The sequence below is a fragment of the Streptomyces cyaneofuscatus genome, from assembly GCF_042718795.1.
Taxonomy (GTDB): domain Bacteria; phylum Actinomycetota; class Actinomycetes; order Streptomycetales; family Streptomycetaceae; genus Streptomyces; species Streptomyces cyaneofuscatus_A.
The window spans coordinates 39,831-66,678 of record NZ_JBHXOX010000038.1 but is presented as its reverse complement, the minus strand read 5'-3'; the positions used below and the strand labels follow the sequence as shown (position 1 = coordinate 66,678).

The 26,848-nt window shown below is 70.1% G+C and carries 32 protein-coding genes and 3 pseudogenes; 5 read left to right on the top strand and 30 right to left on the bottom strand.

What is annotated here, in order from left to right:
* From ACFWRT_RS33445 to ACFWRT_RS33375, 15 genes and pseudogenes are all read right to left on the bottom strand, one after another.
* Positions 1-575 (bottom strand): helix-turn-helix domain-containing protein (locus ACFWRT_RS33445; RefSeq protein WP_380955223.1); only part of this gene is annotated, 575 nt, incomplete at its 3' end.
* Between the two features lie 2,280 nt (positions 576-2,855).
* A pseudogene (locus ACFWRT_RS33440) lies at positions 2,856-4,467 on the bottom strand (AfsR/SARP family transcriptional regulator); the annotation flags it as partial.
* A 432-nt stretch (positions 4,468-4,899) separates the two neighbouring features.
* Positions 4,900-5,109, bottom strand: a pseudogene (locus ACFWRT_RS33435) (helix-turn-helix domain-containing protein); the annotation flags it as partial.
* A gap of 12 nt (positions 5,110-5,121) precedes the next feature.
* Positions 5,122-5,379 carry a hypothetical protein gene (locus ACFWRT_RS33430; RefSeq protein ID WP_380955222.1) on the bottom strand — a complete coding sequence of 86 codons (258 nt, stop codon included), beginning with the start codon at positions 5,377-5,379 and terminating at the stop codon, positions 5,122-5,124.
* Between the two features lie 736 nt (positions 5,380-6,115).
* Positions 6,116-6,298 (bottom strand): hypothetical protein, encoded by a 183-nt coding sequence (locus tag ACFWRT_RS33425; protein ID WP_380955220.1) that lies wholly within the window; start codon positions 6,296-6,298, stop codon positions 6,116-6,118.
* On the bottom strand, positions 6,295-6,795 hold the full coding sequence (locus tag ACFWRT_RS33420; protein ID WP_380955219.1) for a hypothetical protein: 501 nt from the start codon (positions 6,793-6,795) through the stop codon (positions 6,295-6,297). The genes ACFWRT_RS33425 and ACFWRT_RS33420 overlap by 4 nt, the downstream gene beginning before the upstream one ends.
* Before the next feature lie 100 nt (positions 6,796-6,895).
* A complete protein-coding gene (locus tag ACFWRT_RS33415) occupies positions 6,896-7,387 on the bottom strand; it encodes a hypothetical protein (protein ID WP_380955217.1) in 492 nt (163 codons plus the stop codon).
* A 4-nt stretch (positions 7,388-7,391) separates the two neighbouring features.
* Positions 7,392-8,252, bottom strand: a complete 861-nt coding sequence (locus tag ACFWRT_RS33410; protein WP_380955216.1) for an Lsr2 family DNA-binding protein — start codon at positions 8,250-8,252, stop codon at positions 7,392-7,394.
* 3 nt (positions 8,253-8,255) lie between these two features.
* Positions 8,256-8,804 carry a WhiB family transcriptional regulator gene (locus tag ACFWRT_RS33405; RefSeq protein ID WP_380955215.1) on the bottom strand — a complete coding sequence of 183 codons (549 nt, stop codon included), beginning with the start codon at positions 8,802-8,804 and terminating at the stop codon, positions 8,256-8,258.
* 61 nt (positions 8,805-8,865) lie between these two features.
* Positions 8,866-9,192, bottom strand: a complete 327-nt coding sequence (locus tag ACFWRT_RS33400; RefSeq protein WP_380955214.1) for a hypothetical protein — start codon at positions 9,190-9,192, stop codon at positions 8,866-8,868.
* Entirely contained in the window at positions 9,189-9,866 is a 678-nt protein-coding gene (locus tag ACFWRT_RS33395; RefSeq protein ID WP_380955213.1) for a GGDEF domain-containing protein, read from the bottom strand. Before ACFWRT_RS33395 ends, ACFWRT_RS33400 begins: the two co-directional genes overlap by 4 nt.
* Positions 9,867-10,026: 160 nt before the next feature.
* Entirely contained in the window at positions 10,027-10,263 is a 237-nt protein-coding gene (locus ACFWRT_RS33390; protein ID WP_380955212.1) for a hypothetical protein, read from the bottom strand.
* Positions 10,264-10,361: 98 nt separating this feature from the next.
* Positions 10,362-10,934: a hypothetical protein gene (locus tag ACFWRT_RS33385; protein WP_380955210.1), complete on the bottom strand. Its 573-nt coding sequence runs from the start codon at positions 10,932-10,934 to the stop codon at positions 10,362-10,364.
* A gap of 24 nt (positions 10,935-10,958) precedes the next feature.
* On the bottom strand, positions 10,959-11,180 hold the full coding sequence (locus tag ACFWRT_RS33380) for an AAA family ATPase (RefSeq protein WP_380955208.1): 222 nt from the start codon (positions 11,178-11,180) through the stop codon (positions 10,959-10,961).
* 156 nt (positions 11,181-11,336) lie between these two features.
* Entirely contained in the window at positions 11,337-11,900 is a 564-nt protein-coding gene (locus ACFWRT_RS33375; protein ID WP_380955206.1) for a GNAT family N-acetyltransferase, read from the bottom strand.
* 328 nt (positions 11,901-12,228) lie between these two features.
* Between ACFWRT_RS33375 and ACFWRT_RS33370 the strand changes: the two genes are divergently transcribed.
* From ACFWRT_RS33370 to ACFWRT_RS33355, 4 genes are all read left to right on the top strand, one after another.
* Positions 12,229-12,501: a hypothetical protein gene (locus tag ACFWRT_RS33370; RefSeq protein WP_380955204.1), complete on the top strand. Its 273-nt coding sequence runs from the start codon at positions 12,229-12,231 to the stop codon at positions 12,499-12,501.
* Positions 12,502-12,551: 50 nt separating this feature from the next.
* A complete protein-coding gene (locus tag ACFWRT_RS33365) occupies positions 12,552-14,618 on the top strand; it encodes a hypothetical protein (protein ID WP_380955203.1) in 2,067 nt (688 codons plus the stop codon).
* Complete coding sequence (locus ACFWRT_RS33360; protein WP_380955202.1) at positions 14,545-16,191, top strand: site-specific integrase; 1,647 nt, start codon at positions 14,545-14,547, stop codon at positions 16,189-16,191. The genes ACFWRT_RS33365 and ACFWRT_RS33360 overlap by 74 nt, the downstream gene beginning before the upstream one ends.
* Positions 16,192-16,347: 156 nt before the next feature.
* On the top strand, positions 16,348-16,764 hold the full coding sequence (locus tag ACFWRT_RS33355; protein ID WP_380955201.1) for a hypothetical protein: 417 nt from the start codon (positions 16,348-16,350) through the stop codon (positions 16,762-16,764).
* A 150-nt stretch (positions 16,765-16,914) separates the two neighbouring features.
* On the opposite strand, the gene ACFWRT_RS33350 is transcribed toward ACFWRT_RS33355, so the two are convergent.
* From ACFWRT_RS33350 to ACFWRT_RS33300, 11 genes and pseudogenes are all read right to left on the bottom strand, one after another.
* Entirely contained in the window at positions 16,915-18,084 is a 1,170-nt protein-coding gene (locus ACFWRT_RS33350) for a hypothetical protein (protein ID WP_380955200.1), read from the bottom strand.
* Between the two features lie 60 nt (positions 18,085-18,144).
* Entirely contained in the window at positions 18,145-18,372 is a 228-nt protein-coding gene (locus ACFWRT_RS33345; RefSeq protein WP_380955198.1) for a hypothetical protein, read from the bottom strand.
* Positions 18,373-18,581: 209 nt separating this feature from the next.
* Positions 18,582-18,731: pseudogene (locus tag ACFWRT_RS33340) on the bottom strand (AAA family ATPase); the annotation flags it as partial.
* Positions 18,732-18,826: 95 nt separating this feature from the next.
* Positions 18,827-18,994, bottom strand: a complete 168-nt coding sequence (locus ACFWRT_RS33335; RefSeq protein WP_355882582.1) for a pRL2-8 — start codon at positions 18,992-18,994, stop codon at positions 18,827-18,829.
* Between the two features lies 1 nt (position 18,995).
* Positions 18,996-19,577 carry a hypothetical protein gene (locus ACFWRT_RS33330; protein WP_380955197.1) on the bottom strand — a complete coding sequence of 194 codons (582 nt, stop codon included), beginning with the start codon at positions 19,575-19,577 and terminating at the stop codon, positions 18,996-18,998.
* Positions 19,578-19,704: 127 nt separating this feature from the next.
* Entirely contained in the window at positions 19,705-19,947 is a 243-nt protein-coding gene (locus ACFWRT_RS33325) for a hypothetical protein (RefSeq protein WP_380955225.1), read from the bottom strand.
* Positions 19,948-19,975: 28 nt separating this feature from the next.
* Positions 19,976-20,452 carry a hypothetical protein gene (locus tag ACFWRT_RS33320; protein WP_380955196.1) on the bottom strand — a complete coding sequence of 159 codons (477 nt, stop codon included), beginning with the start codon at positions 20,450-20,452 and terminating at the stop codon, positions 19,976-19,978.
* A gap of 28 nt (positions 20,453-20,480) precedes the next feature.
* Positions 20,481-20,945, bottom strand: coding sequence for an RRQRL motif-containing zinc-binding protein (locus ACFWRT_RS33315; RefSeq protein WP_380955195.1), 465 nt, complete (start codon positions 20,943-20,945; stop codon positions 20,481-20,483).
* A 55-nt stretch (positions 20,946-21,000) separates the two neighbouring features.
* Complete coding sequence (locus ACFWRT_RS33310; RefSeq protein WP_380955194.1) at positions 21,001-21,600, bottom strand: hypothetical protein; 600 nt, start codon at positions 21,598-21,600, stop codon at positions 21,001-21,003.
* 164 nt (positions 21,601-21,764) lie between these two features.
* Positions 21,765-22,178 carry an NUDIX domain-containing protein gene (locus tag ACFWRT_RS33305; protein ID WP_380955192.1) on the bottom strand — a complete coding sequence of 138 codons (414 nt, stop codon included), beginning with the start codon at positions 22,176-22,178 and terminating at the stop codon, positions 21,765-21,767.
* A gap of 90 nt (positions 22,179-22,268) precedes the next feature.
* Positions 22,269-23,033, bottom strand: coding sequence for a hypothetical protein (locus ACFWRT_RS33300; RefSeq protein WP_380955190.1), 765 nt, complete (start codon positions 23,031-23,033; stop codon positions 22,269-22,271).
* 102 nt (positions 23,034-23,135) lie between these two features.
* Here ACFWRT_RS33300 and ACFWRT_RS33295 point away from each other — a divergent pair, with 102 nt between their 5' ends.
* Positions 23,136-23,354, top strand: coding sequence for a hypothetical protein (locus tag ACFWRT_RS33295; protein WP_380955188.1), 219 nt, complete (start codon positions 23,136-23,138; stop codon positions 23,352-23,354).
* A gap of 78 nt (positions 23,355-23,432) precedes the next feature.
* Here ACFWRT_RS33295 and ACFWRT_RS33290 read toward each other — a convergent pair whose 3' ends face one another.
* From ACFWRT_RS33290 to ACFWRT_RS33275, 4 genes are all read right to left on the bottom strand, one after another.
* Positions 23,433-23,927 carry a hypothetical protein gene (locus ACFWRT_RS33290; protein WP_380955187.1) on the bottom strand — a complete coding sequence of 165 codons (495 nt, stop codon included), beginning with the start codon at positions 23,925-23,927 and terminating at the stop codon, positions 23,433-23,435.
* An 84-nt stretch (positions 23,928-24,011) separates the two neighbouring features.
* Positions 24,012-24,209, bottom strand: coding sequence for a hypothetical protein (locus ACFWRT_RS33285; protein ID WP_380955185.1), 198 nt, complete (start codon positions 24,207-24,209; stop codon positions 24,012-24,014).
* A gap of 43 nt (positions 24,210-24,252) precedes the next feature.
* The gene (locus tag ACFWRT_RS33280; protein ID WP_073872947.1) at positions 24,253-24,441 is read right to left on the bottom strand and encodes a hypothetical protein; all 189 of its coding nucleotides are present in this window, start codon (positions 24,439-24,441) and stop codon (positions 24,253-24,255) included.
* Positions 24,442-24,482: 41 nt separating this feature from the next.
* On the bottom strand, positions 24,483-26,780 hold the full coding sequence (locus tag ACFWRT_RS33275) for a hypothetical protein (RefSeq protein WP_380955183.1): 2,298 nt from the start codon (positions 26,778-26,780) through the stop codon (positions 24,483-24,485).
* Positions 26,781-26,848 lie beyond the last annotated feature (68 nt).

The window sequence follows — 26,848 nt, the reverse complement described above, 5'->3', positions numbered from 1 at the left end:
CAGAAGATGACGTCTGGCTCGCCGTCCTCAGGTATGACCTCACCGTCGGCGATCGCGTAGAGGTGCTCGACGCGGGCCTTCTTGGCCGCGTAGTCCGGATCGCGGGAGGTCTTCCAGGTCTTCAGACGTTGAAACGAGACGCCTTCCGCGTGGAGCAGGATGCGCAGACCCTCGTGGCTGATGTCGTCGACCACCCCCTCCGCTACCAGGAAGTCCGCCAATTTGGTCAGACTCCAGGTCGAGAACGGCAGGTCGTGCTCGGTGGGCTTGGACTTGGCGATCTTCTTGATCTCACGGCGTTCCGGCAGCGAAAACGTCTTCGGCCGGCCGCCCTTGTACTTCGGATACAGCGAGTCGAAGCCCTCCGTGTTGAAGCTGTGGATCACGTCTCTGACCCGGTCGTCGCTGGTGAACGAGACTTCTGCGATCCTCGCCACCGGCATGCCCTGCGCGGACAGCAGCACCATTTGGGCCCGCCGCCAGGTCACCACCGACCCGGTGCCCCTGCGGATGATTCGCAGCAGCCGCCGCCCCTCGTCATCGCCTATCCCACGGACCCGTACACGTTCTGCCATGAGCACACAGTGACGCTCGTCTTGCGGATCTGTGCCACACCATCAGGGCGGTGTATCGGGTCAACTGCGGGGCTGGGAGACCAGGTCGAGAGCATGGCTCAGAATGTTGATCAGCCGCCCATCGTTGAACCGGACATCGACACCGTCGCCCAGGTCGTCGTACACGGTCACGATTTCTCCCACGCTGCCCTCGGGCAACCCAGGATCCTCATAATTCGTCCTGACCGATGCCCCGACAGCCATCTCCGTCATCCTCATGCACAGGATTATGTCTGGCGCACGCCGTACCGGGCGAACGTTGCTTGATGCGGCACTAGCAGAGCGCACTCGGCGTCGAGTGCTGCCGCCAGCGCGACGGTGCTCCGACTGCCCATGCCAGTCTGAGGCGGCAGCGGCGTCTTGTTCAGCTTCCAGATGGCGGCGCCCGCCTGCGTCCCATGCGATGCCCTGATCCAAGGTCGCCGCGGCGTCCGGGCGTCGGTCCCGGGAGTGCGGCGATCGTTGGTACGGGTGGTTTGCCACATGCTCTCCGGGATCGGGATCGCCGCTGGGGACGTCGCTTCAACCTCGATGTCGGTGCGCGTCTGTCGGCCTCTGCCTTATGGAACACGTCGCCGATCCGGAGGGCGCACTCGGTCTGGGAGACGACGACTTCGACTGGCGGGGATCGATCCGGTCGGCCGGACTGCATCGTTCCTCCGCGCGGTTGGCGGTGGAGGTTTCTCCGGCAGACCAGGCCGCTCGGGTGTCCGCGCCTGAATGTCCGCGCGCCGTCCTTAACCGTGTGCTCTTGCGTGTGACTGAGCGTCCGAGTGGGCCTGTCGGGCCATCTGAATCGCTCAGCGCCCGGGCTACGGACCACGGCTTCTGCGGCAGGGCGAGCGGAGGCCACCAGGATTTCGCCTGCCCCCGGAGACGCGCTGAATCCGAAAGAGTGCAACGGCCTGCGGCAAGGGACAGGCCAGATCGAGCGCTCAGGCGGGCCACCTGGAGCACTTAGGGGCCAAGCCAAGCGGTCAGTCTTATTGCGGCTTCGTGGCCTCCTGACGGCAGCTCAGGGACTGCTCGGGGAACGAGAAACGCGTGTGTGGTCCGCTAAGGTCCTCTCGGCTTTCTCCGCATCAACTCATACCAGGTGTTCCGAGATCGGCTGTCTGAGGCCCCATTCTGGACGTCGCTTTTGCGTGGTTGAAGGTAAATTAGGAGAAATGGAGACTCTTCCATGATCAACTCTGCCTTGCAGGTCTGACCGGCTTGGCGCTGCAAGGACGACGGCGGAGCCAGGGCGCTTGATCCCTCAACCCGGCACACTTCTGCACGGACGAGACCAATGGCCGTAGTTGGAGTCCGACTCATCTGCAGTGCACTCACCCCCGTGCTGTGGAGTCCCCGACGAGGCGAGCAATCGGCCGAGCAGGTCGCAGCCGACACACCACTGCAATTGGTCTGTACCTGTCGGGGCAGAAGAGCGACATGAGCGATAACGGCATCTCGATCACAGTCGAACTGCACGGCGGCCTCCTGGATGGGCGAACCACCCCCCACGACCCTCACGGATGAGGATCCCTGGGTTGCGCTTCCCAACAACGGCTGCACTTTCCCTGGCGGCATGAGCATCTATGCAACTGACACCAACGGCCGCTGGGTGTGGCAGGACGACCAGCCAGCACAAACCCCTTGACCCCGCATCCGCCCGGTACCGCAGCAGCCCCGGAGGAGAAGAACATGACTCGCATTCGCATGTCAGGTGCGTGGCTGGCCGACCTCACGGCAGCTTTGCTGTGCACGGAGGAGGAGGTGCTCCTCGGAGTCCTTCAGCGACCCGACTATCCTGCACTCGTGTCATGTCCGATCTGCGACGAGGGCCCGGAAAGCGTCGTGTCACGTGTCGAGGATCCAACAATTGATGGACGCCGGGTGGTGCTAGTTGACTTCAAACCCTGCCAGCATGGCGTCTGGGTACCCGCCGACGACAAGGACTTGCCCGACCGATCATGCTGATCGTCACGTTGGCGCACAGAGGGCTGTGGTGTATAGCCGTCTCCTCCCGCCAGCATCTCGGCCTCTGGCCGGTCCGCGAGCGTCTCGGTCCACAGGGCACGGTCTAAGTCGCAGTCCTGGCATAGAGCCAAGCAAGGTCGTGCAGCCGGTATCTTCCAGACTCCAAGGGGATGCAGATCCCAGCGTTTGCCAGATCCTCGAGGACCTTTTCCGCCTCAGCGGCGCTGCTACCGAGCAAGGTGCCCAAACTCTGCACAGAGACCACCGGGGTAGAGCGCGATCCAAGCGTTCTGAATACCTGGGCCTGCACGGGCGTGAGTTGCTGATAGCTCAGGTCGAGCGTGGCCCTCACTGATAGGTCCCCAGCCTGCAATTCGTCCAGCCGCTGCCGTTCGTCGGCGAGCTTGGCAGCCATCGCAGAGATGGTCCAGCTGCGGCGCGCGGCGAGTCGGGAGCCAGCGATACGAATGGCAAGCGGCAGGAAGCCGCAGGCGGCAAGCACGTCGAGGGCGGCTTCGAGCTCGGCCTGGACGCGTTCCGCCCCGACAATCCTCGTGAAAAGCCGGAAGGCTTCTTCCGAGGACATCACGTCCAGGTATGCCAGGTGGGCCCCGGCCAGGTCGACCATCCGCACCCGGCTCGTCACCAGGGCCGCGCACCCCGGCGTACCGGGCAGCAGCGGGCGGATCTGGGCCGCGTCGTGGGCGTTGTCCAGGAGGACCAGGACCCGGCGGCCGTCCAGCGTCGAGCGGTAGAGCGCGGCCCGCTCGTCCAGAGTGTCCGGAATCGCCGAGTCCGCCGTGCCGAGCGCCCGCAGGAACGAGCCGAGGACCGTTTCCGGCTCGGCCGTCCGTGCCCCCGCGCCCTGGAGGTCGACGTAGAGCTGCCCGTCGGGGAAGTGCGGGCGGGCCCGGTGGGCGACGTGGACAGCCAGGGCCGTCTTTCCGACCCCGCCGATCCCTGCCAGCGCGGAGACCGCCACCACCGAACGCCGAGCGGAGACCAGTTGCTCGACAAGACTTCGTGCGAAGGAATGCTGGCCTGTGAAGTCCGTTACGGTCCCCGGAAGTTGCGCTGGCCGAAAGGGCCCCGGGGCTGGGGCTGGGATCGGCTTGTCCGCCGGGCGGGCCAGCTCCTCGTCGGCCCGCAGGATGCGCTGCTGGAGCTGGGCCAGTTCGGGGCGCGGGTCGACGCCCAGCTCCTCGGCGAGGAGCCGGCGGAGGTCCGCGTACACCGCCAGCGCCTCCGCCTGCCGGCCGCTGCGGTACAGCGCCACCATCAGCAGCTCACGCAGGCGTTCGCGCAGCGGGTGGGCGGCGGTGAGCGCGGTCAGTTCGGAGACGGCCTCCGCATGGCTGCCGACCTCCAGGTCCAGGTCGATGCGGGTCTCGGTGAGCTGGAGGTGCCACTCCTCCAGCCGGGTGCGCTGGTTCTCCGCGTACGGCCCGGGCACGGAGGCCAGCGCCTCGCCGTCCCACAGCCCCAGCACCTTGTCGATCAGCGTGCGGGCCTGGAGCCGGTTCCCCTCGGCGCGCGCCTTCTCCGCTGCGGCGGCTAGGTCCTGCGCCAGGCTGAGGTCGAGCGCGCCGCGCCTGATCCGGAGCGCGTACCCACCGGCCTCGCTCACCAGGGTCTCCTCGCCCAGGATCTTCCGCAGCCGGGAGGCGTACGTACGGATCGTGGCCAGCGCCTGCGAGGGCGGGTCCTCGCCCCAGAACGCGTCGATGAGTTCACCCGCGGTGGCCGTCCGGCCCTCCCGCAGGAGCAGAGCGGCGAGCAGCGCGCGCTGCTGCGGTGAGCCCGAGGGGAGCGCCTCCGCGCCGCGCCATGCCCGTACGGGACCCAGGACGGTGAACCTGAGGGAGTCGGCGGCCTCTGTTCCCTTGGCGATGTGCTGCTTCGATACCCATGCTCTGGGGGCAGACTCCGCGGGCACAGCCGTCTCTTCTGGGAGATCCGCAGTCGTCGGGGTGGCCCGGTCCAGGACGCGCCTCCAGGCATCGACCCAGAGGAAGTGCTCCGCTTCGGAGACGTCGCAGGCAATGAGGAAACCGATCAACTGGCCTTCGTCACGCGGCACAGTGTGGCCCTGCACAATGCGGTGAGCCGTGCTGTGGGGTAATTTTCCCCATCGGCCTGCCCGTCGTTCCATGTCACGCACGGCTGGTCGGCCGGCCTTGACGTGAAGACCCTGCAGGCCAGCCTTCAGCTGACTGAGCCCTCTGACATACACCGGGCTGGGCATGGAACGCCCCCCGGCGGCGCCGTAGTACTCGCCCGCCCTCGCCTGTTTCCAAAGCTCCAGAGCTTTGGAAACAGGCGCGTCGCAGGCCCGCGCATACGCCTCGACAGCACGAGCGCTGGGCACATGCTTACCCGACGCTGCACGCTGAAGCGTCGTGGCGTGGCAGCCAGACCGTTCTGCCAGCTGTGCATACGACCAGCCTCCGGCTGCGCGGTGATCGCGCAGCCAGGAAGCCAGGCGTTCCAAAGCCTTGTTGGACGTGACGATCGGCTTCTCTCTGCGTCCCACGAGCGTCGTTGTCTACGGCGCTGAGATGGCGTGCAGAACTCGCATGGCCAGAGCCGTAGAACGGGCTCCGCGCAGGATCAAGAGCGTAGTCGTGGACACCAAACCAGCACCGGCCAACACCGTCAGCGTCGCGAAGCCGCCCGCCCCATAACGCTCCATCACGCACGCGAGAACCGCGATGACGATGATGACCACAGCGTCGGGTGTCGCGAGCTGGCCGTAGGGGGTGCCGTGCACGACGCACTGCATCGCATGGGTCGTTCGGGGCATGACCTGCCTCCTGAGATCAACCGCCCCACTCGTTGTGTGCAGGGCGTGCTACGGGCTCCAAAGTTTTCGCCCAACTGGTGTTTGCCGACACCGAGATGGGCTCTCGCATACTGGCATCGCCGTCGGGCTCCGGGACAGACCGTCAAACTGATTGATGCACTGATGTCCATGAGACGGAGCGGCATCATCAATCGCTGCAGACGGCGATCCGGGCCATGAGCTGCGCTGAAGCCTCTCTTGGTGATCATTAAGTCACTCGCGTTGGCTGTAGATGCGCGTTTATCTCATTCAACCTGCTTTCCGGCGCTCCTCAACGAACACTGGCGGCAGGTGGGTGTCAACGTCGTATCCCGTTTGGCCTGGCCAACTGCTGCTGAGGGAACCGCTACCAGCGCCCTGGGATGCTGGTAGCAGCCAGTTCAGCAAACGTTTTCCGCTGCGCGAGAAGGTATGGGGGTCGGATTCGTCCGACACCACCTGAGCGTTGCGGGCTCCACCCGGCGGCCAGGAATACCGTGGTTACACGTTGCCGCGTTAACCACCCAGGATCGGCACTCCCTGAGTGCCGATCCTGCACGTCGTGAGTAGCTGCGCAGCCTGCTGACTGCGGCCCCGCATCTGCCGGTGCCTTGAAACGGTGTCCAATTTGGTGAGTCGTCCGAGGCGGCGTGCGGTGGGTCGGGGTGGACCAGACCGGCGCGATCATCTCGGGGCCGCGGTCGTCGCCGGGGCGGGTTTACGCGCGTTCCACGAACGTGCCGACGCGCACGGCGATGCTCCGGGCGCTGCCGGTGCCCGGCGTCCAGGGCTTGAGGTTGCGCAGGGCGGTGAGCATCGCGCGGAACTGGTTGATGACGGCCTGGTCCTCGGGGGAGATGGCGCCGGGAGTATGTCCGCAGCGGCGCAGGCGACGGATCATCGGGTGCTCTCCTGTCCGGTGGCGGGGCGGAGGTAGTGGGCGGCGGTGTTCACGAAGGTGTCGTGGGCGTCCTTCGCGGCCTCGCGCGCCGCGGTGAGGTCCCCGGTCGTGGCGTACGCCTCGCGCATGGCGTAGGTCAGCGTGACCATGCGGGCAGCAGCGGTACGGACGGCCTGGTCCTCGATGAGGACGCGCAGAGCGACCTGGGGGCGGGCGATGGCGCTGCGGGTCATGTGGCTCTCGCCGCGCAAGGTTGCGATCCGGTCGAGGCCGGCCCCGGTGAGGATGGCGTCGCCGCGCTTCCACATCGCGGTGCGGTGGTCGCTTGCGGCGCAGGCCAGAGCGGTGACGGCTTCTAGGCGGTCCCGGCGGATCGTCTCGCTGTGGGTGACACGGATCTGCCGCTCGGCGGCGCGTTCCTGGAAACGGCCGGAGACGATCGCTCCGAGCAGGGTGGCGACGACGGCGAGAGCGGCGGGGACCAGGACGGCTAACACGCAAGGGCTCCTCGGGGTGCGGGGCAGGAGAAGAGAAGGTGCCGTGCCCCGGCCTCTCGGTCGGGACACGGCACCGGGGTTGGTCGGGGGTGCGGAGTGGTCACTCGCCGCTGGTGGACTGGCGCTGCTCGAACGCTTCGAGGAGGTCGCCGATCTCATCCGGTGCGGGCGCGGTACCGACCCAGGTGCCGGTCTCGGTGAAGACGTCCACACCGGTGGTGTCGGCGTCGAACCAGCAGACGTAGGAGCCGTACCGCTCCAGCACCGCCGTGGTGACGGCGCCCGGGTCGGTGAGAAGGGGAGCGGTCTCCAGCACGGCGAGTGTGCTGACAGCCAGCCACACCGGATCGTCCGGTGTGCGGGGGAGGTGGAGGTGGCCGGTGACGCGAAGCTTGTCGCCGGCGACCAGGTCGTGGATGACGGCGTGGGCCAGCTCCGGGTCGGTGACCCCGCACGGCAGCACCATCTCATCGGTGCGCTCGTCGGTGGGGGAGACGGTAATCCGGAACCGGGCCGTGCTGCCGTGCAGGTCACCGGGCACCGTGGCCTCCTCCAGGAAGCCGTCCAGGGCTATGGCCTCATTGGTGTCCATGAGGTCAGCCGGCCTTCCGGGCAGAGTCCTGGTGGGCGGCGTCGTACGCCTCCTGGATCCGCCGGGGCACCATCCCGGCGTCGGCCACCTGGTGGCCGTGGGCGCGCGCCCACGCCCTGATCGCAGCGAGTTCCTCCCGGCTGCGGCCGCTGCCCGATCCCGTACGGCCGGAGGTCGGCCCGGCGGCCGTAGTGCGGGGACCGGCCTTCACCGTGCGCAGCTCCTCCTGGGCGCGCTCCAGTTCGGCCTTGGCCCTGGCGACCTTCACTTCTGCCTCGCGCTGCGCGGCCTCGGTGTCGCGGCGCTCGGTCAGTTCGGCGAGGTCGGTGGTGATGCGGGCGGCGCGGTTGCGGACCTGGGCCGCCGGGTGGGCGGCGGCCCAGTCGAGGAGCTCCTGTGCGGGGTGGGAGGCGGGGAGCGGAATAACCGGGACATCGATGGCGGAGGTATCGACGCTCGGGGTGGCGGTGGCGGAGCGGGGGAAGGTGAGGGCCTGGTCGGCGATGAGGTCGCGGAGTTCGGTGTCGCTGAGGCCGGTCGCTTCGCGGATGGTCTGGTCGCTGTCGCCGTTGGCGTGCATGGAGATGGCCATGGCCTCGAACGCGGACAGGGCCGGGGTTGGGGTCTGGGGGGCGGCGGTGGTCGTCATGGCGGGTTGGCCTCCGGTTTCCGGGATGAGGGGGAGCAGGGCGGTGATCGTGTCGGGGTCGGTGGGCAGCCCGAGGGCGTCCAGGAGCAGCGTCATGTCGTGCTTGTCGTGGGAGCTGCGGGCGGTGACCCGGGCCGCGGCGGCGAGCTGCCGTGCCGCGTTCGGGTTCAGGGCGAGGGACTCGGCTTCTTGGGCTTCGGCCCAGTCGGTGAACACCGTTCAGGCCGCCTTGCCGGTGAGGGCGAGTTCCAGGACGCGCCGGTTGGCGGCGGCCTGCTGAGGGGTGATCGGCTGCTTCCACGGGTTGTAGGGCTGGGGGCGGGTGGGAACGAGCTCCAGCTCCAGCCGGGCCAGGGCCTGGTCCCGGACGGTCGGCGGGGCGGTGCGCACCGCGCGCTGCTCCTCGCGTCGGCGGCGGTCCTGCTCGGCCACCACGCCGGGCCAGTCGTCACCGAGCCGGGCCGTGAGCTGCTTGCGCAGCCGCTTGCGTTCGCGCCTCGTGGTCGCCGCCCAGACCCCGGTCTGGGTGAGGTCGGGGTTGGCGAGCGCCCACTTGAGGCACTCGGCGGCGACGGGGCAGCCGGAGCAGGCCTTCTTGGCCTGGGCGGTGGCCTTCTCCCGGGCGCGCGGGTCGTCCGTGGTGCTGACGTCCTCGATCGCGAACAGAGCGGGATTGGTGCGGCAGGCCAGGGGCTGGTCGGATTCGGGGAAGGGGATCCGGGTATCGGCCGTGACCAGGGTCGCGGTGTCGGGACGGGTGCCGGGCATGAGGAGCCTCCTCGAGGGGAGCGGGGCGAGACAGGGTGTGGTGCGGGCGGGATCGGTACGGTCAGGCGTGGTCGTCGCCGCGGCGGCGTCCGGCCTGGGCGTCGGAGGCGAACCGCCCGCGGCGGGCCTCAACCGGGTTCGCCGCGATCCACGCTTCGGCGCAGCTCTTGTGGACCGGCTCACCGGTGTGGGAGCGCATCGGGGTGGGCTGGTCGCACAGGGCGCGAGGGCGGTCCTGCCACCGGTCGAAGTGGCTGCCGTCGCGCCAGTCCAGGAGGTCGCCCGGTGCCGGGATCAGCCCCGGCTCGACCGCCGGCTTCTTGGCCCGGGTGCGGGCCGCGGCCGGAGGGCGGGCAGCTGCTGGAGTCCGCGCCGCCGTGGCGCTCATGCGGCTCGCCCCCACGTCGCGGTCCCCGGGCGGCCGGCCCGGCGCCCGTTGATCGACGGCACGGTGGCGTGCTGTGCCGTCGCGAGGACCGCGCGGCCGGTGTGCTTGCCGTCGTAGAGCGCGGCGTCGGCCGTCCTCTGCAACGCGGTCAGGTCGCGGGTGCCCAGGGCGTCCGGGGTCGCGGCGCCGATCGAGGCGGCGACGTCGACCGTGGAGCCGTCGTCCAGGACGACCGGCGTGTGCAGCATCCGCACCAGCTGTTCCAGGCGTTGCGCGCGGCGGTCGGAGGCCAGCTCCAGGACCACGGCGAACTCGTCGCCTCCGAGTCTGCCGACGGCAGCGCGCGGGCCCGCCCAGGCGGTGAGCCGGGCACCGAAGGCAGCGAGTACGGCATCGCCCGCCTCATGGCCGAGGCTGTCGTTGATCTGCTTGAAGTGGTCGGCGTCGACCATCACGACGGCCAGGTTGTCGCCGTGGCGTGCCAGGAGGCGGCGGGCGCGGGTGGTGTAGGCGTCGCGGCGCAGCAGCCCGGTCAGCGGGTCCTTCTCCTTGGCGGCGATCTGCTTGTACAGGGTGACGGCGTGGACCGCCCAGCCGGTCAGCGGAACGGCTGCGGCGGTGATCAGGAGGGCGTTCGGGCCGATCCGGCCCGGTAAGCGCGCGGCGGAGTTCATACTGAGGGCTCCCTCTCGTCTTGTACGGGGTGGGTGGCCCGGGGCAGGCGAACTGGTTTGGACGCCGATGTGCGCCTGTCCCGGGGTGGAGCTACAGCTCGTAGGTCGTGGAGTTGAGCCAGCTGTACGGGCTCCTCCAGGGGCCAGCGGTGGCGGCGGATCAGTCAAGGTCCCAGCCGGGCCGGTATCCGCAGCAGCACCAGCCGTCCGGACCCCGGTGAGGGATCGCCTGTCCGGCTTCCGCTGCGGTGCGGGCCGCGTCGTAGGCGGCGTGGGCGGCCTGTACAGCGGCGGCGCGGCTGTCCGCCCAGCCGGTGAAGACGTGCACACCTTCCAGGCCGGGCGTCTCGGTGTTCCGTATGGGGACGTCGACCTCGTAGTACGGGGGCTGGGGCATGACGTCCATCTCCTCTCGGGTCGCGGCGGTTGAGGGACCACCGCGACCGCCCCGGCCCCCGGGCAGTGAGCCGGGGCCGGGGCGGCACGGAGAGTCCGTCAGCCGTGGACCGCTTCGAGGTCCCGCTCCTCAAGGCCGGGGGTGTCCTCGTCGTCCTGGTCGTCGGCGTGGTTGGGGCCGTGGACGGTGCAGACGATGTCCTCGTCGTCGTCCAGGTCGCCGTTCAGCGCCCGGTAGAGGCTGGTGATGCTGTAGGCGGGCGCCCAGGCCCTACCGGTGCATTCGTCGTCGTGCGGGCACGGCACGGCGACGTCGAACCCGATGTCGCCCTCCCCGTCGATGTCGGTACGCAGGGCGAGGGTGAGGTACTGCTGGCCGAGGCGGATCTCCGCGACGCGGTCCCCGCCGGCGACGTTCGAGCCGGGCTTCCACCGCCACAGCGGAACGATGTCCTCGCCGAACATCCGGGCCGGGATGTTCAGGTCACCGAGCCCGTCGCTGCCGTCGAGGCCGAGAGCGGCCTGCCGGGCCCCGCTCAGGCGCTCCAGGAACGGCAGGAGCCGGTCGAAGCGGTCGGAGAAGGCGGTCGCGAAGCCCTCTTTCCCCAGGGAAAAGGTCTGGTGCGAGTCGACCATGCCCTGGTGCTGCTTGATGATCGTGGCCTCGGGCACCGTGCGGTTCGCCGGTCGTGGGCCCTACCGCTCGATGCAGACGCTCGCAGGCGTGGTGACCATGACCGCGATCGGCACCATGTTGTGCCGCTTGGCGGCGGCGACCAGGGGCTCCCTGGCTTCCCGGATGGTGTTGGTGGCGTCGACGATGGTGAAGAGCCTCCGGCGCATCCTCGCTTCCAGGAGCAGGTGCAGGGCGGCGACCGCGTCACCACAGATGATCGACGAGCTCGCGGACTTCCGCACCCAGGCCCTGGCCCGGCTCGCCGCACGGCACGAGGAGATCGTCCACCTTCGAGCCACAGCCACTGAGACGGCATCCGTGACTCGACTCCCTGGCGCCTGCACCACCGTGATCGGATCATGCAGCTGACAACGCGGGCCGGCATCGACTCCCCGGCATCAGGCCAGAGTGTCGGCCTTCCGTATATGCAAGTGGCCGTCCCTGGGGAAAGGCGGCCGAGCCGGAAGGACCTGGTGAAACCCGTATCTGGCTTTCTCCGCAACCCGGCACGACGCGAGGTTATCCACCTGATGGAGCAGGTCGAGACGCTCCAGACCCTCGACCGCGAAGATGTCGAAGGCCCAACTGGTGAGAGTTTCGAGAGCACGAGGGGCAACTCCTCGGCCTCGGGCGTGGGCTGCTGTCCAGTAGCCGACCTCTGCGGATTCCGGGCTGGGACCGGTCCGCTTCATGACCACGTTCCCAGCCAGTCGGCCCTCGCCAGTGCCGGAGTGATCTTCATACACGGCGAAGCTCAGCCGTTCTCCGGTCTCCCAGCCGCGTCTCTGAAGCTCCAGCCACTTGGCTGCATCCTCGATGCTGTCTACCTGAAGGCTCGTCCAACGACGCAACGTGGGATCGCGATATGCCTCGACCAGCGGCTCGACGTCGCCAGCATTCCAAGGGCGCAGGAAGAGCGCAGAGGCAGATGGCGTCGCGTCCGCCTGCAAGGTGACGTTCATCAAGGTCCTCCCCGAACGGTTCACTTGATCATCTCTCATCCCGTGAGCTGTGATCCGTGCGGTCGCGCGGTCAGCAGAACGCCGACAAGAGGAACCGAACCGCAGAAGACGTGCCGCGGGTCGACACAGGGCAATCGAAGAGGTGATCTGCACCACATCATTGCTCGTGGAATGCAACACGCGCACCGGACTGCGTCACGAAAACCGCTCGCGCCGAGGCGCCTGCTCAATCGCTACACGGCGTCACCCGCACACGGCCTCTGCGGACACAAGTCATGGCTTCGCGCTGGTGATGCTCGTGGTCCTCAATCACGTCATGGACCGGCGCATGGGCCTGACACCGCAGGAGCGGCGGGACTTCCGGCTCCTGTACGGAGATCCGTGGCGGATGGTGCAGGACCTGCTCGGACACGCCCAGCTGGAGACCACGAAGCACATCTACCTCGCTCCGGTCGCGGACTTGCAGCTGCGGTCGCTGCTCACCGACTTCCAGCCCGAAGACGGTCCGCTCTCCGAGGGACAGATGACGTCGGTGTTCGCGCGGCTGGCCCAGGAGAGCGAATGCATCCAGGACCTGGACGACAAGCTGGTATCGCAGTGAGCCGCCGTGGCCACGCGGCTGCTCTGCCGGACGGGCCGCACCAGCGGCCGATGGCCCTGGAGTACGACGCTCTGGTGGTGACGCACCAGGATCAGCAGGGCCGGGTGCGCCGCTACGACTTCGGCACCGTCCTCGTCCCCAGGCCGTGGCAGCGGTCTCTGGCCGTGCTCTTCGCTGCCAAGTGCACCCCGGGCGGTGGCTGGGACAGCGTGGAGAGCAGCGAGGCGACCTGGTACATGGTGCGGCCCTTCGCCGCATTTCTCAGCGGGCTGGAGCAGGCGCCCGAGGATGTGGACCGGCTGACCGCGGGCCACTGGAACGCGTGGCGGCTGAGCCTGCCGCCGAACCCGAACGGGTGCAGCAAGTACTCCGCTGTCGCCGGCCTCCTACAGCACGACCGACGGCTGTCGCGACCGGTGCGGGAGGCGATGGCCCAGCGGTTCGGGTGGACTGCGGGTCGCGTGGAGGCGTATACGCCGCAAGAATTCACGGCCATCCGCGTGGCGGCACGGCGAACGTTCCGGGCAGCGCTGCTGCGGATCCGGACGAACACCCAGCACCTGGCGGCCTGGCGGGCTGGAGGGATCGAGCCCGGCGGCACCGAGTGGCTGCTGGGTGAGGCGCTGGACGTGCTGGCCCGCACCGGCGATGTTCCCGTTTACGAAAAGCGGCGCACGGTCCGCAAGCGCTACCGGGTGGCGTTGGGCGGCGGGTCGGCGCCGTACACCTGGGGACGGCTCTACCTCAGCCGTAAGGAGACGGCCGCGCTGGCCGTCTTGATCGTCGGGGAACTCGGCCTGAACGCGACGCCGCTCTCCGAAATGCCGGTGCCCGAGACGCAGCCGGGCACGGTCGCAGCAGGCACGCCGGTCTACCGTCTACGGCTGGAGAAGCGACGCCGCGCAGGGCACCGCGGCCGCTTCGAAAGTCGGAACGTGACCGACTCCGGCGCCGACTCCGGCGGGCGCATCATCACCGAGGCCTTGGAGGCGACCGCGCACGCTCGTGCCCTGCTGAAGCAGCTGGATGCCGGTGTCGACCGGCTGCTGGTCTGGCGCCAGACCACGCCGCACGATGGGCAGGGGTATCCGAACGCGGTGCGCATCGGCTCGTTCGGGCTGGGCGTGGACGAGCTGGCCGGCGCCGCCTGGGGACGCTCGGTCGGCCTGCCGGGTTCCCCGCTACGGCGCCTGCGAAGAACAGTGAACGTGCTGCACCGACGCGAGCCCGGGCAGAACACCCAGGACACCCACGACCGCGTCTACGTGGCGGGTGAGCCGCGGGCCCAGCAGGCGGCGGTGCCGGTCATCGCCGACGGCGCGCTGGAGGCGGTGGATGCCGCACACCGTGCCGTCTTCACTGCCCGCCTCGCCGCTTCGGCGGAGGCCGGGGACCGGCAGACGGCGACCGCGGCTTGCGCCGGGTGGGAAGACAGCCCGTTCAGCCCGGCGGGGCAGGGCTGCACCGCGTCGTTCCTGTTGTGCACGGCCTGCCCGAACGCCCGGGTCACCCCCGCTCATCACCCTCGCCTCGCTCACCTTTTGCATGCCTTGGACCAGCTGCGCAGTGTGGTGGAGCCGGTGATCTGGGAGGCGGACTGGGCCGATGCCTATGCCCGGTTGACCGACCTGCGCGGCCGGCTCGGCGAGCCGCTCTGGCAGCTCTCGCTGAAGGCCGTTACGACACCGACCGTGTGCTCATCGGCCATCTTCTGCAAGGGGACTTCGACCTATGACCGCCCTGCCTGCCGGACTTCCGGGCCTGCCCGCCTGGGACACCCCGGTCGTCGCCCCGTCCCTGATCCTGGCTCCGGGCCCCGTACCGATGTCGATCTACATCGACGACGTGTGGTCGTTGGCCCCGCTCGTTGCCAACCCCAGCGCCACCCGGCCCAAGCTGGACTGGTCACGGTTCCCATCCGCGACGCGTCCCCAAGCGCAGATGGCGGCCTGGATGATGATCAACACACCGCTGCCGGCGAGCGTGCTGGTCGGCCATCCGACCTGGCACTCCCGACTGGGCCCGCCTGGGATCCACGACACCGTGCTGCGCTGGCAGCGCTTCATGACCTGGCTGCACCAGCAGGGCCTGAGCACCCTGCACGCGGTCACCGATGACGTTCTGGCCTCGTGGGCTGGCCACCTGGCCCGGCAGGGAGGCGCCAGCCGCGGCAAGGTCACCAAGGATCTGGTGGCCCTGACCCGTCTGTGGGCCTTCGACGCCGCCGGTCCCACGCCGAGCGGGATGGCGATGCCGCCCTGGCACCACCTGGGCATCGACGACTTCCTGCCCCGGGCTCCCGGCGCCGGCCGAGGCGAGAACACGACCGAGGCGATCTCACCGGCTACCATGGGACCGCTGCTGATCTGGGCGCTGCGCGTGGTCGACGACTTCGCCGATGACATCCTCACCGCCTGGTCAGAAAGCTGCCGAATGGCCGATGCGGCCGCCAGCACGCCGGCCACGCCTCAGTCGAAGATCCGCTTGAAGCGCTACCTGCAGGCCCTCATCGACCGCGGACAACCGGTACCTGCAAGGTCCAACGCCGGCTACCGCCACGCCCTGGCCAACATCTACATCGCCGCCGCGGTCGGCTGCTCGACCACGCAGGTCAACGGCCTGCTGATGACCGAGCGGTGGCAGCAGCTGCCTGCTTACGTCGATGCCAACCCCGGTCCCTGCCCGCTGGACACGCCCATCACCGGCGGCATCGAAGGCGAGCCGTGGACAGCGTTCATCGACTTCACCGAGACCCGCGAGCTGATGAGACATCTGGGCACAGCGTGCTTCATCGTCCTGGCCTACCTGACCGGCATGCGCCCAGCCGAAGTGCTCGGCCTGGAAGCCGGGTGCTGTCCTGAAGTCGTCTCCGGCCGACACCTCATCTACGGGCGCGAGTTCAAGAACGCCTTCGACGAAGACGGCAACCACCACTCGGCCGGACGCACACGCGAAGTCCCCTGGGTGGCGATCGCACCGGTGGTGAGGGCAGTCCGCGTGCTGGAGAAAATCGCCCCAGCCCACGGACTGCTGTTCGACACGGCCACGCACACCTTCGTGAACGCCCCCAGGCCCAGCACGGCCTCCCTGGGCTATCAGGGCATGCGCCTGCGTATCGAGGCCTTCGCCACTTGGGCCTCCAACCTGGCCCGCCGCCTGGGCCGCGAGAGCGAGATCATCCCCGACGATCCGCACGGCACGATCGGCCTGGCCCGCTTCCGACGCACCCTGGCCTGGCACATCGCCCGCCGCCCGGGCGGCCTGGTCGCGCTGGCCGTCCAGTACGGACACCTGCGCACTACGATGAGCGCCGGGTACGCCGCCCGGAGCCGCGACGGCATCCACGAACTGCTCGACATCGAGACTGCCCGGGCCACCGCCGACACCCTCACCACCCTCCACGACGACATCACCCACGGAGCGGGTATCTCCGGCCCGGCCGCCCGGCGCGCGATCCACGCCGCCGCTCAGGCACCGACGTTCATCGGGTCGATCCGCACCCACCGCCAGGCCCGCGACATTCTGGCGAACCCCGCCCTGACCGTCTACGACAACCCGCGCGCCTTCCTGATGTGCGTCTACAACCGCGACCGGGGCCCTGTGCCACCGCCTCGACATCACCGATGCCCCGCGGCTCGACCGCTGCCAGCCGTCTTGCGCGAACATCGCCCGCACCGACCAGCACGCTGACCAGCTTCGCCAGCACGCACAGGCGCTGGAGCAGCAGGCCGCCTCCGAGGCCCTGCCCGGTCCGCTCGCCGACCGGCTCGGTCGCCGCGCCGAACACCTTCTGGGCTTGGCCGGCCGGCACGAACACGACCGCATCGCCCTTCAGGAGCCGACGTCATGAGCCCAGCCCCGGACGAGCGCGAGCGGATCCGTGCCGCGATGGACCGCATCTTGGGCGGCACACCGCAGCGCTCGAACGGAGCGCTGACGATCGTCGCCCTCGCCGTGGAGGCCGGCGTCCCGCGCAACGCGCTCACCCAGCGGCACACAGACCTGAAGGCGGAGTTCTACGACAAGGTCCGGGCCCGGGGCGCCACGCCGGACAGCGAGCGCCGTCTGCGCCAGCAGGTCCGCAAGCTCAAGGAACTCCGGACGGCGGACGCCCGAGAGATCGCCCAGCTCAAGGCCGACGTCGAGGCTCTGGTGGGCGCCCTTCACCAGGCCACGGCAGAGAACAGTCACTTGCGCCGGCAGCTCGTCGACCGCCATGCGGTCGTGCGCGTGCTGCCTGCGCAAACGCCCCCCGATAGGTAGCCGGTCAGCTGCCGCAGGCACACCCACGGCCGCCAGCCAGGACAGCCCATGAACCCGGTCAGCCTCCAAGTACACCTGCGTGAGATCGACGTCCCTCCGCAGCGCGGCAGGACCTCGGCGGTCCGGAAGGCGGCGCGCGGCGGGGCTGTCCTACTCGGCCGGCAGACGGAGCATCGGTTCGAAGGCCGCGTCCTCCTCGCCCTCGACCGAAGGGAGGAAGCCGTCCGGGACGGTGCGGGCGGCCGTGGTGAGGAGGCGGGCCAGAACCTCGGCCTCGGTGGCCGGGGGGAGGCGGAGGGCGGCGAGGAGGCGGTCGCGGACCTCGGGGTGGTCCGGGTGGTCCTCAAGGTAGTCGGCGTTGAGCGCGGGGGGACGGAAGCCGGCCAGGGCGTCGTGCCAGGAGGGGAGGACGATGGCCAGGGTCAGGGCCTCGGCGAGGGACTCCGCGATGAGGGAGGCCTGGCCCTCGGAGTCGGTGTAGAGGACGGGACGGACGAGGTCGGAGCCGGCCGGGCCGCAGAGGTAGTGGGTGCCTCCCGCGTTGCAGCCGGCCACGGGCTCCACCGGGAGACCGGCCGGCAGAGCAATCGACTCGATGGGGTCGGTCCGCGCGAGGTCGAACTCGCCGTCGCAGGCAAGGTAGGACTCGACCTCGGGGTCAGCGGCGATCCGGCGGAGCAGGGCCTCGTCGGAGAGGGCGGCCGGGTTGAGGCCGTGGGCGGCCTCGGGGGTCAGGGGGTGGGCCGCGAGGACGTGGCGGACGGTGTCGAGGGGGACGGGCCGCCCGTAGTCCTCCTCGAAGTGCGCGTGGACGGCCTCGGGGGAGCGGTCGGTGAGGAGGCGGAAGAGGTGACCGGAGCCGTCCGGGTCCGGGCTGCCCGAGGGGAACTCGATGCCCGAGCCGGTGCGCCAGGCGCTGCCGCCGGTCTCCCACCACAGGCAGGCGGTGACCCGCGGGGCGCCGAGGCCCTCGTCGACGAAGGCCGGGTGGTCCAGGAGCGGGCGCAGCGTGGCGGGCACCTCGTCGATGACACCGGGCCAGACCTGTTCGTCGTCCGTGCCGTACGGGCTCATCTCCGACTCGTGGTCGAAGCCGCGGACGAGCACACCGGCCGGGGCGAAGAGGACGGAGAAGTCGTCACCCGAGCCGTTGTCCATCAGGGCCGCCTCCGTCCCAGGCCCCCAGGTGGTGGAGAAGGAGTAGCGGGAGAACAGCGGGTCGCGGCAGATCGCCTGGTCCAGCACGGCCAGCGCACGCAGGTACGCGCGGAGCTCGGCGGGGTCCGGGAGGAGGGCGGCGGTCGTGTGCACGGTGTCCATGGGCTCATGTAAGCAGCCGCCACTGACATCCAGGGCGGCGGTTCGGTCACACCCGCTCTCTCACTCAGGGAACGAAAAGCCCAGCTCACGCAGGCGGGGCAAGCACACTGCGAGGCATTGCTCCACAGACGCGGCATCGGTTCGCACAAGGACATCCTCGCGCAACGGCGCTCCACTGGCGACGAAGGTCCAAGGCTTGCCCTTCTCTGCCATCCGCTCAGCGTCGGCCTTGAACAGCACCGTTACGCCCTGTTCAGCCAGTGCTTCCATAATCGCGACGACGTCCACCGGCACTCTCCCCTCCCGAGGCGCTTCGAACGCGCCATCGGACGAACATACTCACTCCGGGCCGGACCCTGGACACCGCCCGCATGACCCAAAGTGACCGATCGGGGCGCTCTGAGCTGGAATAAACGACACCTAAACATGCGAGCTCACCAGTCCCGAGGCCGTGCAGGGCGGCTACTTCACCTCAACACGCTGAACTTGACAGAGAAGTCGTCGCTGACGACCTCGCGCAGTGCGTCCAGGGACAGGACCTGGGATGCGGGCCAGGTCCGCGCGAACGTGGACTTACCCGCGCCGGAGGGGCCGATGAGGACCACCAGGCTGTTCTCGGGCATCGGCGGGTAGATGAGCTCGGTCATGCGGATCTCCTCAGAACAAAGGGGCGCCGGGCAGCGGGGATCGGGGTGCTGCCCGGCGTGATGGGTGAGCGGGTCGGCGGCGTTGCCCGGGGTCGTCAGCGGACGATCATGTGGTCGGGGTGGCCGTTCTTCATGTGGTCCACGCACTGCGGGCAGTCCTCACGCGGGCCCAGAGCGGCGTGGGCCTGACGGCTGGCGTACGCGTGGAACCAGCACTGCGTGCACTCGCCGCGGGGCGGATTCGTCGCCCTCTCGTTCGGCATGTCAGCGCGCTCCGGGGCGGGTGGTGAGCCAGGTGGTGACGGCGGCCGCGCCGATCCCGATCGCTCGGTGGAGCGCCGCGTCGAGTTCCATCCACGCGGTGCCGGGACCGTTGATCTCGCGGGTGAGCGTGCCGTCGTCGTCCATGCGGACCGTCTGGCAGTGCTCGATGTAGCCGGTCTTCCCGGTCTTCTTCGCCAGCCACAGCAGTAAGGCGCCGCGGTCGATCGCGGCGTGCGTCGAGGCGTTGATGGCCGCTCCGGCGAGCAGGGCGGCCGGGGTGACCCGGTAGCCGAACGCCCGGGTGACCGCGATGGTCGCCCCGAGCTGCACGACGGTGTACGAGGCGACGTGGCAGGCGACCGCGCGCCTGCCGAGGGTGCTGGTGGTCATGGTCGGCCGGGTGGAGTCCTCCGTGGCGGGGGTGCCGTCGGCGTGGACCAGGTCCTCGCCGTGCATGCGCTTCCGGGACGCGGTCTTCGAGCCCTGGACCCAGTGGTCACAGGCGGGATGCAGCTCACCGAAGGTCGCCAGGAGGGTGGCGAAGAGGGCCAGGCGCTCGGTGACGAGGGGCAGACGGGGCATGCTGGGGTTCTCCTGATCTCGAATTGCGGGTGAAGGGGTGCGGGGCGGCCGGCTCTTTGCCGATGCTGCGGCCGACCCGTGAGCGGACTCCGCCCCCGGCCATGTGTGGCCGGGGGCGGAGTCCGTTTCAGAACGGGGGTTCGTCCGGCCAGGCCGGGACGGGCAGGAGCCGGATGCGGAGCTCGCGCCGGTTCGACCAGCAGCCGCACGCCTCCATCTCCGGGAACGGCCCGCCAGCCCACCGGCCGCCCTTGCCCCGGCAGTCGGGGCAGGAGCGGCGGGGATGCCGGTCGGCGTACAGCTGCCAGCGGCCGGCCTTGAGGACGGCGGCGGCCGCGGCGAGCGCCACAGGCACCGCAGCGGCCGCCATCAGCGAGCGGGGCAGGGTTCGCACCGGCTCAGCAGGTCGGGGTGCTGGCGCAGTACGGGCCGCCGGTGTCGCCGCTGTGAACGGCGTGCCCGCCGGTGGGGCGCAGCTCCTCCAGCAGCTCCAGGAGGTCGTTCTCGTCCTCCAGCAGCGATGCGACGTAGCCGTGGCCGCAGGTGCAGGGCACGAGCAGGGTGAGGACGTCGCGGTAGTCGGCGTCGGCGGTGATGGTGTGGTGGAGCCACAGCCCGCCGTCCAGGTGTGCCACGGAGCTGGGCTGGACGGCGGGGTCGCGCAGGGCGGGGTAGCCGGTCCAGGCGTCGTGGTCCACCGCCTGGCCGAGGGTGTCGGGGTAGGCGGTGTAGATGTGGTCGGCGGCCGCGGTCTCCGCCACGTCGCGCTCCTCGTCCGTGGTGAGGCGGGCGGTGGTCGCGACGATCTCGAACAGGAGGGCCAGCGGAGAGCCGGCCGCCGGGCTGATGGCGGGCTGCGTGAGGGTCTCGGTCACGGTGTGATCGCTCCTTCGGCTGAGGTGTTCAGGCGGCCAGCCGGTGCGTGACCGGCATGGCGATGGTGGTGAAGTAGGTGTCGGGGCTGGGCTCGTAGCCCTGGGCGCACGGGTCGCAGGAACCGACGGTGCGCAAGGGCAGGCAGTAGACGTACCGGCGCGCGCACTTCGGGCAGGTGCTCCTGGCGGCGATGGCGCGGTCCAGTGCCAGCTCCTGAGCCAACGTCGGCGTGCGCTTGGGCCGGGCCAGGTCGACCCGGAGGAGGAAGCCGCGGGTCGGGTGACGGCACGACCAGTTCGGGCGGGTCGTGCACAGGCGGCACCGCAGGATCGCGACCGGACCCTCGTTGTCGCCGGGGCTCAACCCCATCTCCCGCAAAGCGCGCCGCGTGACGAGGCCTTCGGGGACAGCGCCACGATCAAACTCGGGCAGGGCCGTCGCGCCGCGCGGCACCCGGGTCACCTCACGCCGCTTCTTGCGGGTGCGGGGCATCACCGGCTCCAGGTACCAGGGAGGCGGCGCTGGGGCAGCGGGTAGCGGGGGCCGGTCAGCGGGGGAGAGGCCGGGCCCGGAAGCGGACGGTGCCGGTGCGGTCGTCGCGACGGACGACCAAGAGGTCGCTCCGCTCAGCGGCGAGCGCCTCCAGCTCGGTCTGGATCCACTCGTTGGTGCGCTGGATCTCCAGGCGGCCGGAGTCGAACTCCGCGAGGTCGAGGTCGATATCGGGGTGCAGGAGGTTCCGGCGTGCCATGGCCGTCACCCAGGAGCGCAGCAGGTTCCGGGCGGTGTCCTCGTCGGGGCGGGGCGGGAGTTCGCGGGGCAGCGCCCGGCAGGTGTCCGCGTGGGCGTTGGCGGCCTCGGCGGCCTGTCCCAGCGCGTAGCGGATGTAGAAGCTGTGGTACTTGGTGCGGGTGCTGAGGAAGTGGCAGCCCAGGCACGCGACGAGGTAGTAGGCCGTGCCGTAGGGGTCCTGGCTGGTGCGGGCGACGAGGACGACGGCCTGGGCCTCGTTGTAGTACCGCTCGGCGACGGGGAGGCCCTCGGGCTTCCACGTCTCGCCGATCTCCGGCCACGCCTCCGGCTCGGGGGCCTCCGCCGGCGGGGCGGAGGCGGCGTGCTTGCGGGTGAACAGGTCGATGAGCGCCACTGCGGGCTCCTTCGTATTCGGGCGGGTGAGGGTGCGGGCAGCGCTGCGCCCCACCGGCATGTGTCGGCGGGGCGCGGGGTGTGGTGGGTGGCCGGGCGGCCTGCCCTGGTCCTCACCGGCCCCCGGGGGGCCAGGGGTGGGTGAGGGCCGGGCAGGTGGCCGGGTCAGCGGGTGGTGGCGGTGAGGATGTCGGCGTGGTCGAACGCCAGGGGCGGGAGGTCGGTCAGCGGCCACCAGCGGGCGTCGGCTGCGTCGTCCAGCGGTGTCGGGGCGTCGGGCTCGGGGAGAGTCGCGGTGTAGGCGACGGTGACGTAGCGGCCGCGCGGGTCTCGGCCGGGGGCGTCGAACGCACCAACCTGACCCAGGGCGTCGACGGGGAGGGTGATGCCGGTCTCCTCCTTCAGCTCGCGTACGGCGGCCTGGAGGGACGTCTCCCCGGCGTCCACATGGCCGCCCGGCAGTGCCCAGGATCCGGCGTGCGGGTTCCAGCGGCGCTGGATGAGCAGGACGTGGCCGGCGGCGAGCAGGACGACGTCGGCGGTGTAGCGGATGGTCTCGTCAAGGCTTTCGGGACTCATGCGGCGCCTCTTTCTCGGTGTGGGTCAGGCCGGTCGGCCTGTCCGGCCCTCGCCCACCGGGGTGGGCGAGGGCCAGGCGGAGCGACCGGATCAGTTCCGGAAGGGGCAGTTGCTGTTCTGGTCGACGGCCGGGGCCGGGGCGGGCATGTGGATGTGGACGTCGGGCCGGGTGGGGGTCTTCGCGGGGTGGGCCGGGCGGCCGACGGTGCGGCGCAGGGTCAGGCCGTTCAGCGCGAGCGCGGACAGGAGTGTCCAGCCCAGGGCCGTCAGGGCGACGGCGATGGTGCGGCTGGTGTCCGGGGTGGCTGTCCAGACCATGAACACCGTGGCCGCGCCCCATCCGGTCCACATCGCGCGCAGCGCGTTGCTGCGGGTGAAGTAGCCGAGGACCACGGCGGTGATGCCGGTGGCCAGCCACAGCGTGTAGACGGTGGAGGCGGCAATGGGGAGGCCGGCGGAGTGCTGGGCGATGTAGGTGCGGACCGGCTGGTCGACGATGGCGAGGACGCTGTCGGAGGTGTCGACGCCGACCTGCACCGTGGGCACCGCGGCGAGCAGCTGGTGCACGGTGCGGAGGACGGCTTCACCGGCGGCCAGGACCGCCAGGAGGACGAAGGACGCTGCGACCAGCATTAGGACGGCCCGGATCCAGGGGGCCATGTGTCGCGGCCCGTCCTGGGGGACGTTGAGGATGTCCATCCACATCAGGTTCAGGACGCCGTCGTCTTCCCACGCCTTGTCCCACCAAGCACGGAGCGCCGCGAACGGCCGGTCCTTGGTCGGTGCCTTCGGGAAGGGCACGGGGAGGGGGGCGAGCTCCTGGCGTTCGGTGCGGGGCGCGTTGTCGTTCTGCACGGGGCAACTCCTTGTTGGTGATGCAGGGTTCACGGAGCGTGCGAGTGGGCCAAGCTGTGGGTGAGCGACGGAATCGACAGAGGGTGAAAGGGGGCGGCTGCGATGGGGTGGTTCACCCGGGATGAGCCGGTGGAGATCGTCTTCGACCAGGTCATCGATACGGACGACACGATCTGGCCCGCGTTCACCGACGACGACGGTGTGCTGTGGATCGACGTCGACTACGAGGTCGAGGTGACGGTCAACCGGGCGATCGTCGACGGGCAGATCCGGGGTGCCGAGGTCGATGACTACGGGCGGATCTGGATCGACTACGACTGACCGGTGAGGCCGGACGGCCTGTCCCGCACCCGAGGCCCGGCGAGCGGGCGGTGTCGGATGCGAGGCAGGGCGCCCGGGTCAGCGGACGTCGTTGCGGGTGCGGGAGAACATCCCGCGCGTGGTGCTGGTGTTGGTGATCTGCGTGTTCTGGGTGACCGGGCCCTCGTAGACCGTCTTGGATACCGACCGGGCCTTGCTGACCGCGCCGCCGATCGCGGTGGCGACCATGGCGAGCCCGGCGAACGGCAGGGTCACCATCAGGACGCCGTAGAGCGTGACGGAGGCCAGGCCCTGGAGGACGAGCCAGGCACAGCAGCCGAGACCGACGGACCCGGCGCCGACACCGATGCTCGCGACGGCGATTCCGGCGGCCCAGGCCGGGACGATCCGCTTGTCGTCCTGATGGACGGGCGGGGTGTCGCCGTACGGCGGGACCTTGGTGTCGTCGCGGAACGACGTCGGGAAGTGCCGTACGGGCGGGGCCGCGGGCTGGAAGGACTGGGTGATGATCCGCTCAGCCTCGGCGCGGGCTTCGTCGTCGGTGAGCGGGCGAGTGATGGGCTCGAAGTCCACGGTGATCTCCGGGAGGGGGAAAGCGGGGCGCCCTCCCCGCCAGGTGGGCGGGGAGGGCGCAGGGGGTGGGGGAGCGGGGCGGGGCTACTGCTGGTCGGCGGCGGCCTCGTCGAGGGCGTCGGGCGTCGGGTACTGCGTCAGCGACCGGCGGTCCGCGGTGCGGACGACCAGGCCGTTGCGGCGGCCGGTGAGCAGCAGCTCGGTGACGAGCGCGCGAGCTTCGGGGCTGGCCGCGAGGACGTCGGCGGCGTCGGCCACCAGGACCAGGGGGCGGTTCGTCATCGTGCTCTCCTTCGCGTTCGGGGTGGGCGAGGGTTGGGGCTGGTCAGAAGCTGCTGATCCAGCCGGTGAGGGAGGAGACGGCGCTGGTGATCGTGGGGGCGATGCCGGTGTTGGCGAGGAAGAAGCCGAACAGGGCGACGGCGGTGCCCGGCAGGATCCGCTGGTAGCCGGTGCGTACGAGGATGACGACGATGATGCCGAGCAGGACGACCAGGGAGATCGACAGGGCCACGGTTCGTTTCCTTCGGTGAGTTGGGGTGCCAGGGGTGCAGGTCAGCTGTCGGTGAGCTGCCAGACGCCGCGCTTGCGCGTGGTGGCCAGGCCTTTCGCCTTGAGCTGGGAGCAGGCGTTGCTGACGCTGGAGGGCTGGAAGCCGGGCAGCGCGGCGCGCAGGTCCTTGAGCGGCTTGGGCCCCTCCGCGAGGAGTTCGAGGATCTGGTCCTGGAGGCCGGGCTCCTCGCCGGGATCGTTGTCAAGGCCGAAGGGGATGTCCCCGAACGGCGCCCCGAAGGGAGCAGATGCAGGAGCTTCGCCTTCGCCGTCGGTGCCGGTTGCGGGGGCCGGGGCTGCTGGGGTGCTGCCGGGGGCGTCGGAGAAGGCCTGGGCGAGGGTGTCGCAGTCGGCGTACGGGTTGGTGTGCCGCAGGTCGTAGAGGCCGACCTTGGCCTGCGCGGCCGCCGCCTCACCGGCGGTGAGTCCGTTGGCCGGCTCTTCGCCGTACAGGGCGATCAGGTCCGGGTAGACCCCGTCGACCTTCTCGGCGAAGAACGTGCGCATGAACTTGGCCCGGCCGTCGAGGAACATGTACGCCATCCCCGCCGTGGACTCGCCGTCCTCGTCGTCCTGGCCGGAGAACAAGGCTTCGATCTGCCCGTTCTCGTAGATCCGAGCCGGGATGTTCTCCATCTGAAAACCAGCTGGCGCGATGCCGTCCAGGCCCATCTCCTTGGTGGACGAACTCGCGGTGCGCATGAGGAACAGGGCGCCGACCTTGCCCTGCTGGCGGATCGCGTCGTCGTCACCGAGGTCCTTGAGGTGCAGGGACTGTACGGCGAGCCGGATGCCGATGCCGACCTTGCGGCCGGTCTTCTGGATGTCGGCAATGAGGTAGGCGGTCGCCTTGCGCATCGCTTCGTCCGGGTGGGACAGCAGCCGGTTGATCTCGTCCAGCGTGATGTTGATGAGCGGCCACGGGCGCCCGAGGGCGAAGTCGCCGCGCCCCATCTCGTTGGACAGCCGCTCGCGGTACTTCATGACCGCGTGCGCGGCCGTGAGCATCAGCAGCGTTTCGACCGGGCCCTTGGCGAACCAGTCGACCCTGCCTTCCGCCTCGGGGAGGCTCATGCCGCCCTGGACGTCGCCGACCCAGGAGACGATGCCGGAGCGCTTCTCCCCGGCGAGGATCAGGTTCTGCAGAACGGACTTGCCCGCTCCGGTGACGCCGGCGGTGATGCCGCGCAGCGCGCCCTGGCCCGGTTCCCACAGGCGCATCCGGGCAGGTTTGCCGTCGTGGCAGACGCCGATGGTGATGCGGCCCTTGTCGTCCATCGTCAGGTCGTCGATGGTGGCCTTGCGGACCTTCATCAGCGGGTTGGTCTTGTAGACGGAGACGACGCCCTGCCGGATGCCGTCGGTCTCGATGACGAGGCGGGAGGGGTCGTCGATGCCGAACGCGGAGCAGATCGCCGTGTGCGGCAGGTAGATCGTCTTGCCGGGCGGGGAGGCGACCAGGAGGACGATGCGGTCCTTCTCGGTGCGGTGGTCGATCAGGTCGACGCCGGGGGCTGCCTTGCCCGGGGCGGCGACCGCGGTTTCCCACAGGCCGCGGATGCCTTCGGCGACGGCCTCGGTGTCCTCGGAGGTGGGGCGGGCGACCAGCCGCATCCGGCCGGGCCCCGAGCCCTGCACCGGGCGCATCCGCACCGTGCCGACCGGGAAGTCGAACGCGGCGGCCAGCTGCACCTCCGTGAAGGTGGGGACGGCTTTCCCGGCCTGGGCGACGACGACGGCCTCGAAGTCCGGCCGGTCGGCGCGGAAGGGAGCGATGGAGACGAGCCGGGTGCCGTCGCCGGTGGCCTGCGCCCACTTCGCGGCGAGGAACTCGGTGTACGTCAGCTCCCGGGGCGCCAGTCCGGTGCCGGTCGGCACCTGGTGGTCGGTGAGCTCCAGGACCAGGGAGGCGCTGCGGGTGAGCGGCGCCATCCAGCCCATCAGCCCGGCCCACGCGGCGGCGTCGACGATCTCCCACCAGTTGAAGCCGGGGGTGATCAGGTTCGCCACGTAGGTGCCGGCGGCCGTGAGGAACGGGATCGCGCGCTGTGCCCGGGTGATGGCGCTCAGGCCCTGGTCGGTGTTCTTCGTCTTCGCGTACAGCCAGGCCAAGGTGCCCAGTCCGATGCCGCCGGAGGCGAGGTAGGACCAGGCGCTGTCGTCCAGCTGCGGGCCGACGGCCATCCCGGCGGCGGCGAGGGCGTAGGAGGTGCGTTCGGCCAGGACGCGCCGGTAGAGGACGTGCGTCGGGACGCGCTTGGTGGTATCGACGGCCGGTGCCGCCTGGTCGGTGGTGTTCAACGCAGCCTCCGTGTCTGGGCAGGGCGCAGCAGGGGCCGCGCCCGGTGTGGGTGCGGCCCCTGCTGCGG

What these genes read in the sequence shown, in the direction of transcription:
- ACFWRT_RS33350 (WP_380955200.1), bottom strand. Translation starts at nt 18,084, where the DNA reads ATGGACACCGTGCACACGACCGCCGCCCTCCTCCCGGACCCCGCCGAG.
- ACFWRT_RS33370 (WP_380955204.1), top strand. Translation starts at nt 12,229, where the DNA reads ATGGGCCTGACACCGCAGGAGCGGCGGGACTTCCGGCTCCTGTACGGA.
- ACFWRT_RS33325 (WP_380955225.1), bottom strand. Translation starts at nt 19,947, where the DNA reads ATGGCGGCCGCTGCGGTGCCTGTGGCGCTCGCCGCGGCCGCCGCCGTC.
- ACFWRT_RS33355 (WP_380955201.1), top strand. Translation starts at nt 16,348, where the DNA reads ATGAGCCCAGCCCCGGACGAGCGCGAGCGGATCCGTGCCGCGATGGAC.
- ACFWRT_RS33305 (WP_380955192.1), bottom strand. Translation starts at nt 22,178, where the DNA reads ATGAGTCCCGAAAGCCTTGACGAGACCATCCGCTACACCGCCGACGTC.
- ACFWRT_RS33330 (WP_380955197.1), bottom strand. Translation starts at nt 19,577, where the DNA reads ATGCCCCGTCTGCCCCTCGTCACCGAGCGCCTGGCCCTCTTCGCCACC.
- ACFWRT_RS33375 (WP_380955206.1), bottom strand. Translation starts at nt 11,900, where the DNA reads ATGAACGTCACCTTGCAGGCGGACGCGACGCCATCTGCCTCTGCGCTC.
- ACFWRT_RS33315 (WP_380955195.1), bottom strand. Translation starts at nt 20,945, where the DNA reads ATGCCCCGCACCCGCAAGAAGCGGCGTGAGGTGACCCGGGTGCCGCGC.
- ACFWRT_RS33415 (WP_380955217.1), bottom strand. Translation starts at nt 7,387, where the DNA reads ATGGACACCAATGAGGCCATAGCCCTGGACGGCTTCCTGGAGGAGGCC.
- ACFWRT_RS33430 (WP_380955222.1), bottom strand. Translation starts at nt 5,379, where the DNA reads ATGCCCCGAACGACCCATGCGATGCAGTGCGTCGTGCACGGCACCCCC.
- ACFWRT_RS33405 (WP_380955215.1), bottom strand. Translation starts at nt 8,804, where the DNA reads ATGCCCGGCACCCGTCCCGACACCGCGACCCTGGTCACGGCCGATACC.
- ACFWRT_RS33400 (WP_380955214.1), bottom strand. Translation starts at nt 9,192, where the DNA reads ATGAGCGCCACGGCGGCGCGGACTCCAGCAGCTGCCCGCCCTCCGGCC.
- ACFWRT_RS33295 (WP_380955188.1), top strand. Translation starts at nt 23,136, where the DNA reads ATGGGGTGGTTCACCCGGGATGAGCCGGTGGAGATCGTCTTCGACCAG.
- ACFWRT_RS33365 (WP_380955203.1), top strand. Translation starts at nt 12,552, where the DNA reads ATGGCCCTGGAGTACGACGCTCTGGTGGTGACGCACCAGGATCAGCAG.
- ACFWRT_RS33285 (WP_380955185.1), bottom strand. Translation starts at nt 24,209, where the DNA reads ATGACGAACCGCCCCCTGGTCCTGGTGGCCGACGCCGCCGACGTCCTC.
- ACFWRT_RS33335 (WP_355882582.1), bottom strand. Translation starts at nt 18,994, where the DNA reads ATGCCGAACGAGAGGGCGACGAATCCGCCCCGCGGCGAGTGCACGCAG.
- ACFWRT_RS33390 (WP_380955212.1), bottom strand. Translation starts at nt 10,263, where the DNA reads ATGCCCCAGCCCCCGTACTACGAGGTCGACGTCCCCATACGGAACACC.
- ACFWRT_RS33425 (WP_380955220.1), bottom strand. Translation starts at nt 6,298, where the DNA reads ATGATCCGTCGCCTGCGCCGCTGCGGACATACTCCCGGCGCCATCTCC.
- ACFWRT_RS33395 (WP_380955213.1), bottom strand. Translation starts at nt 9,866, where the DNA reads ATGAACTCCGCCGCGCGCTTACCGGGCCGGATCGGCCCGAACGCCCTC.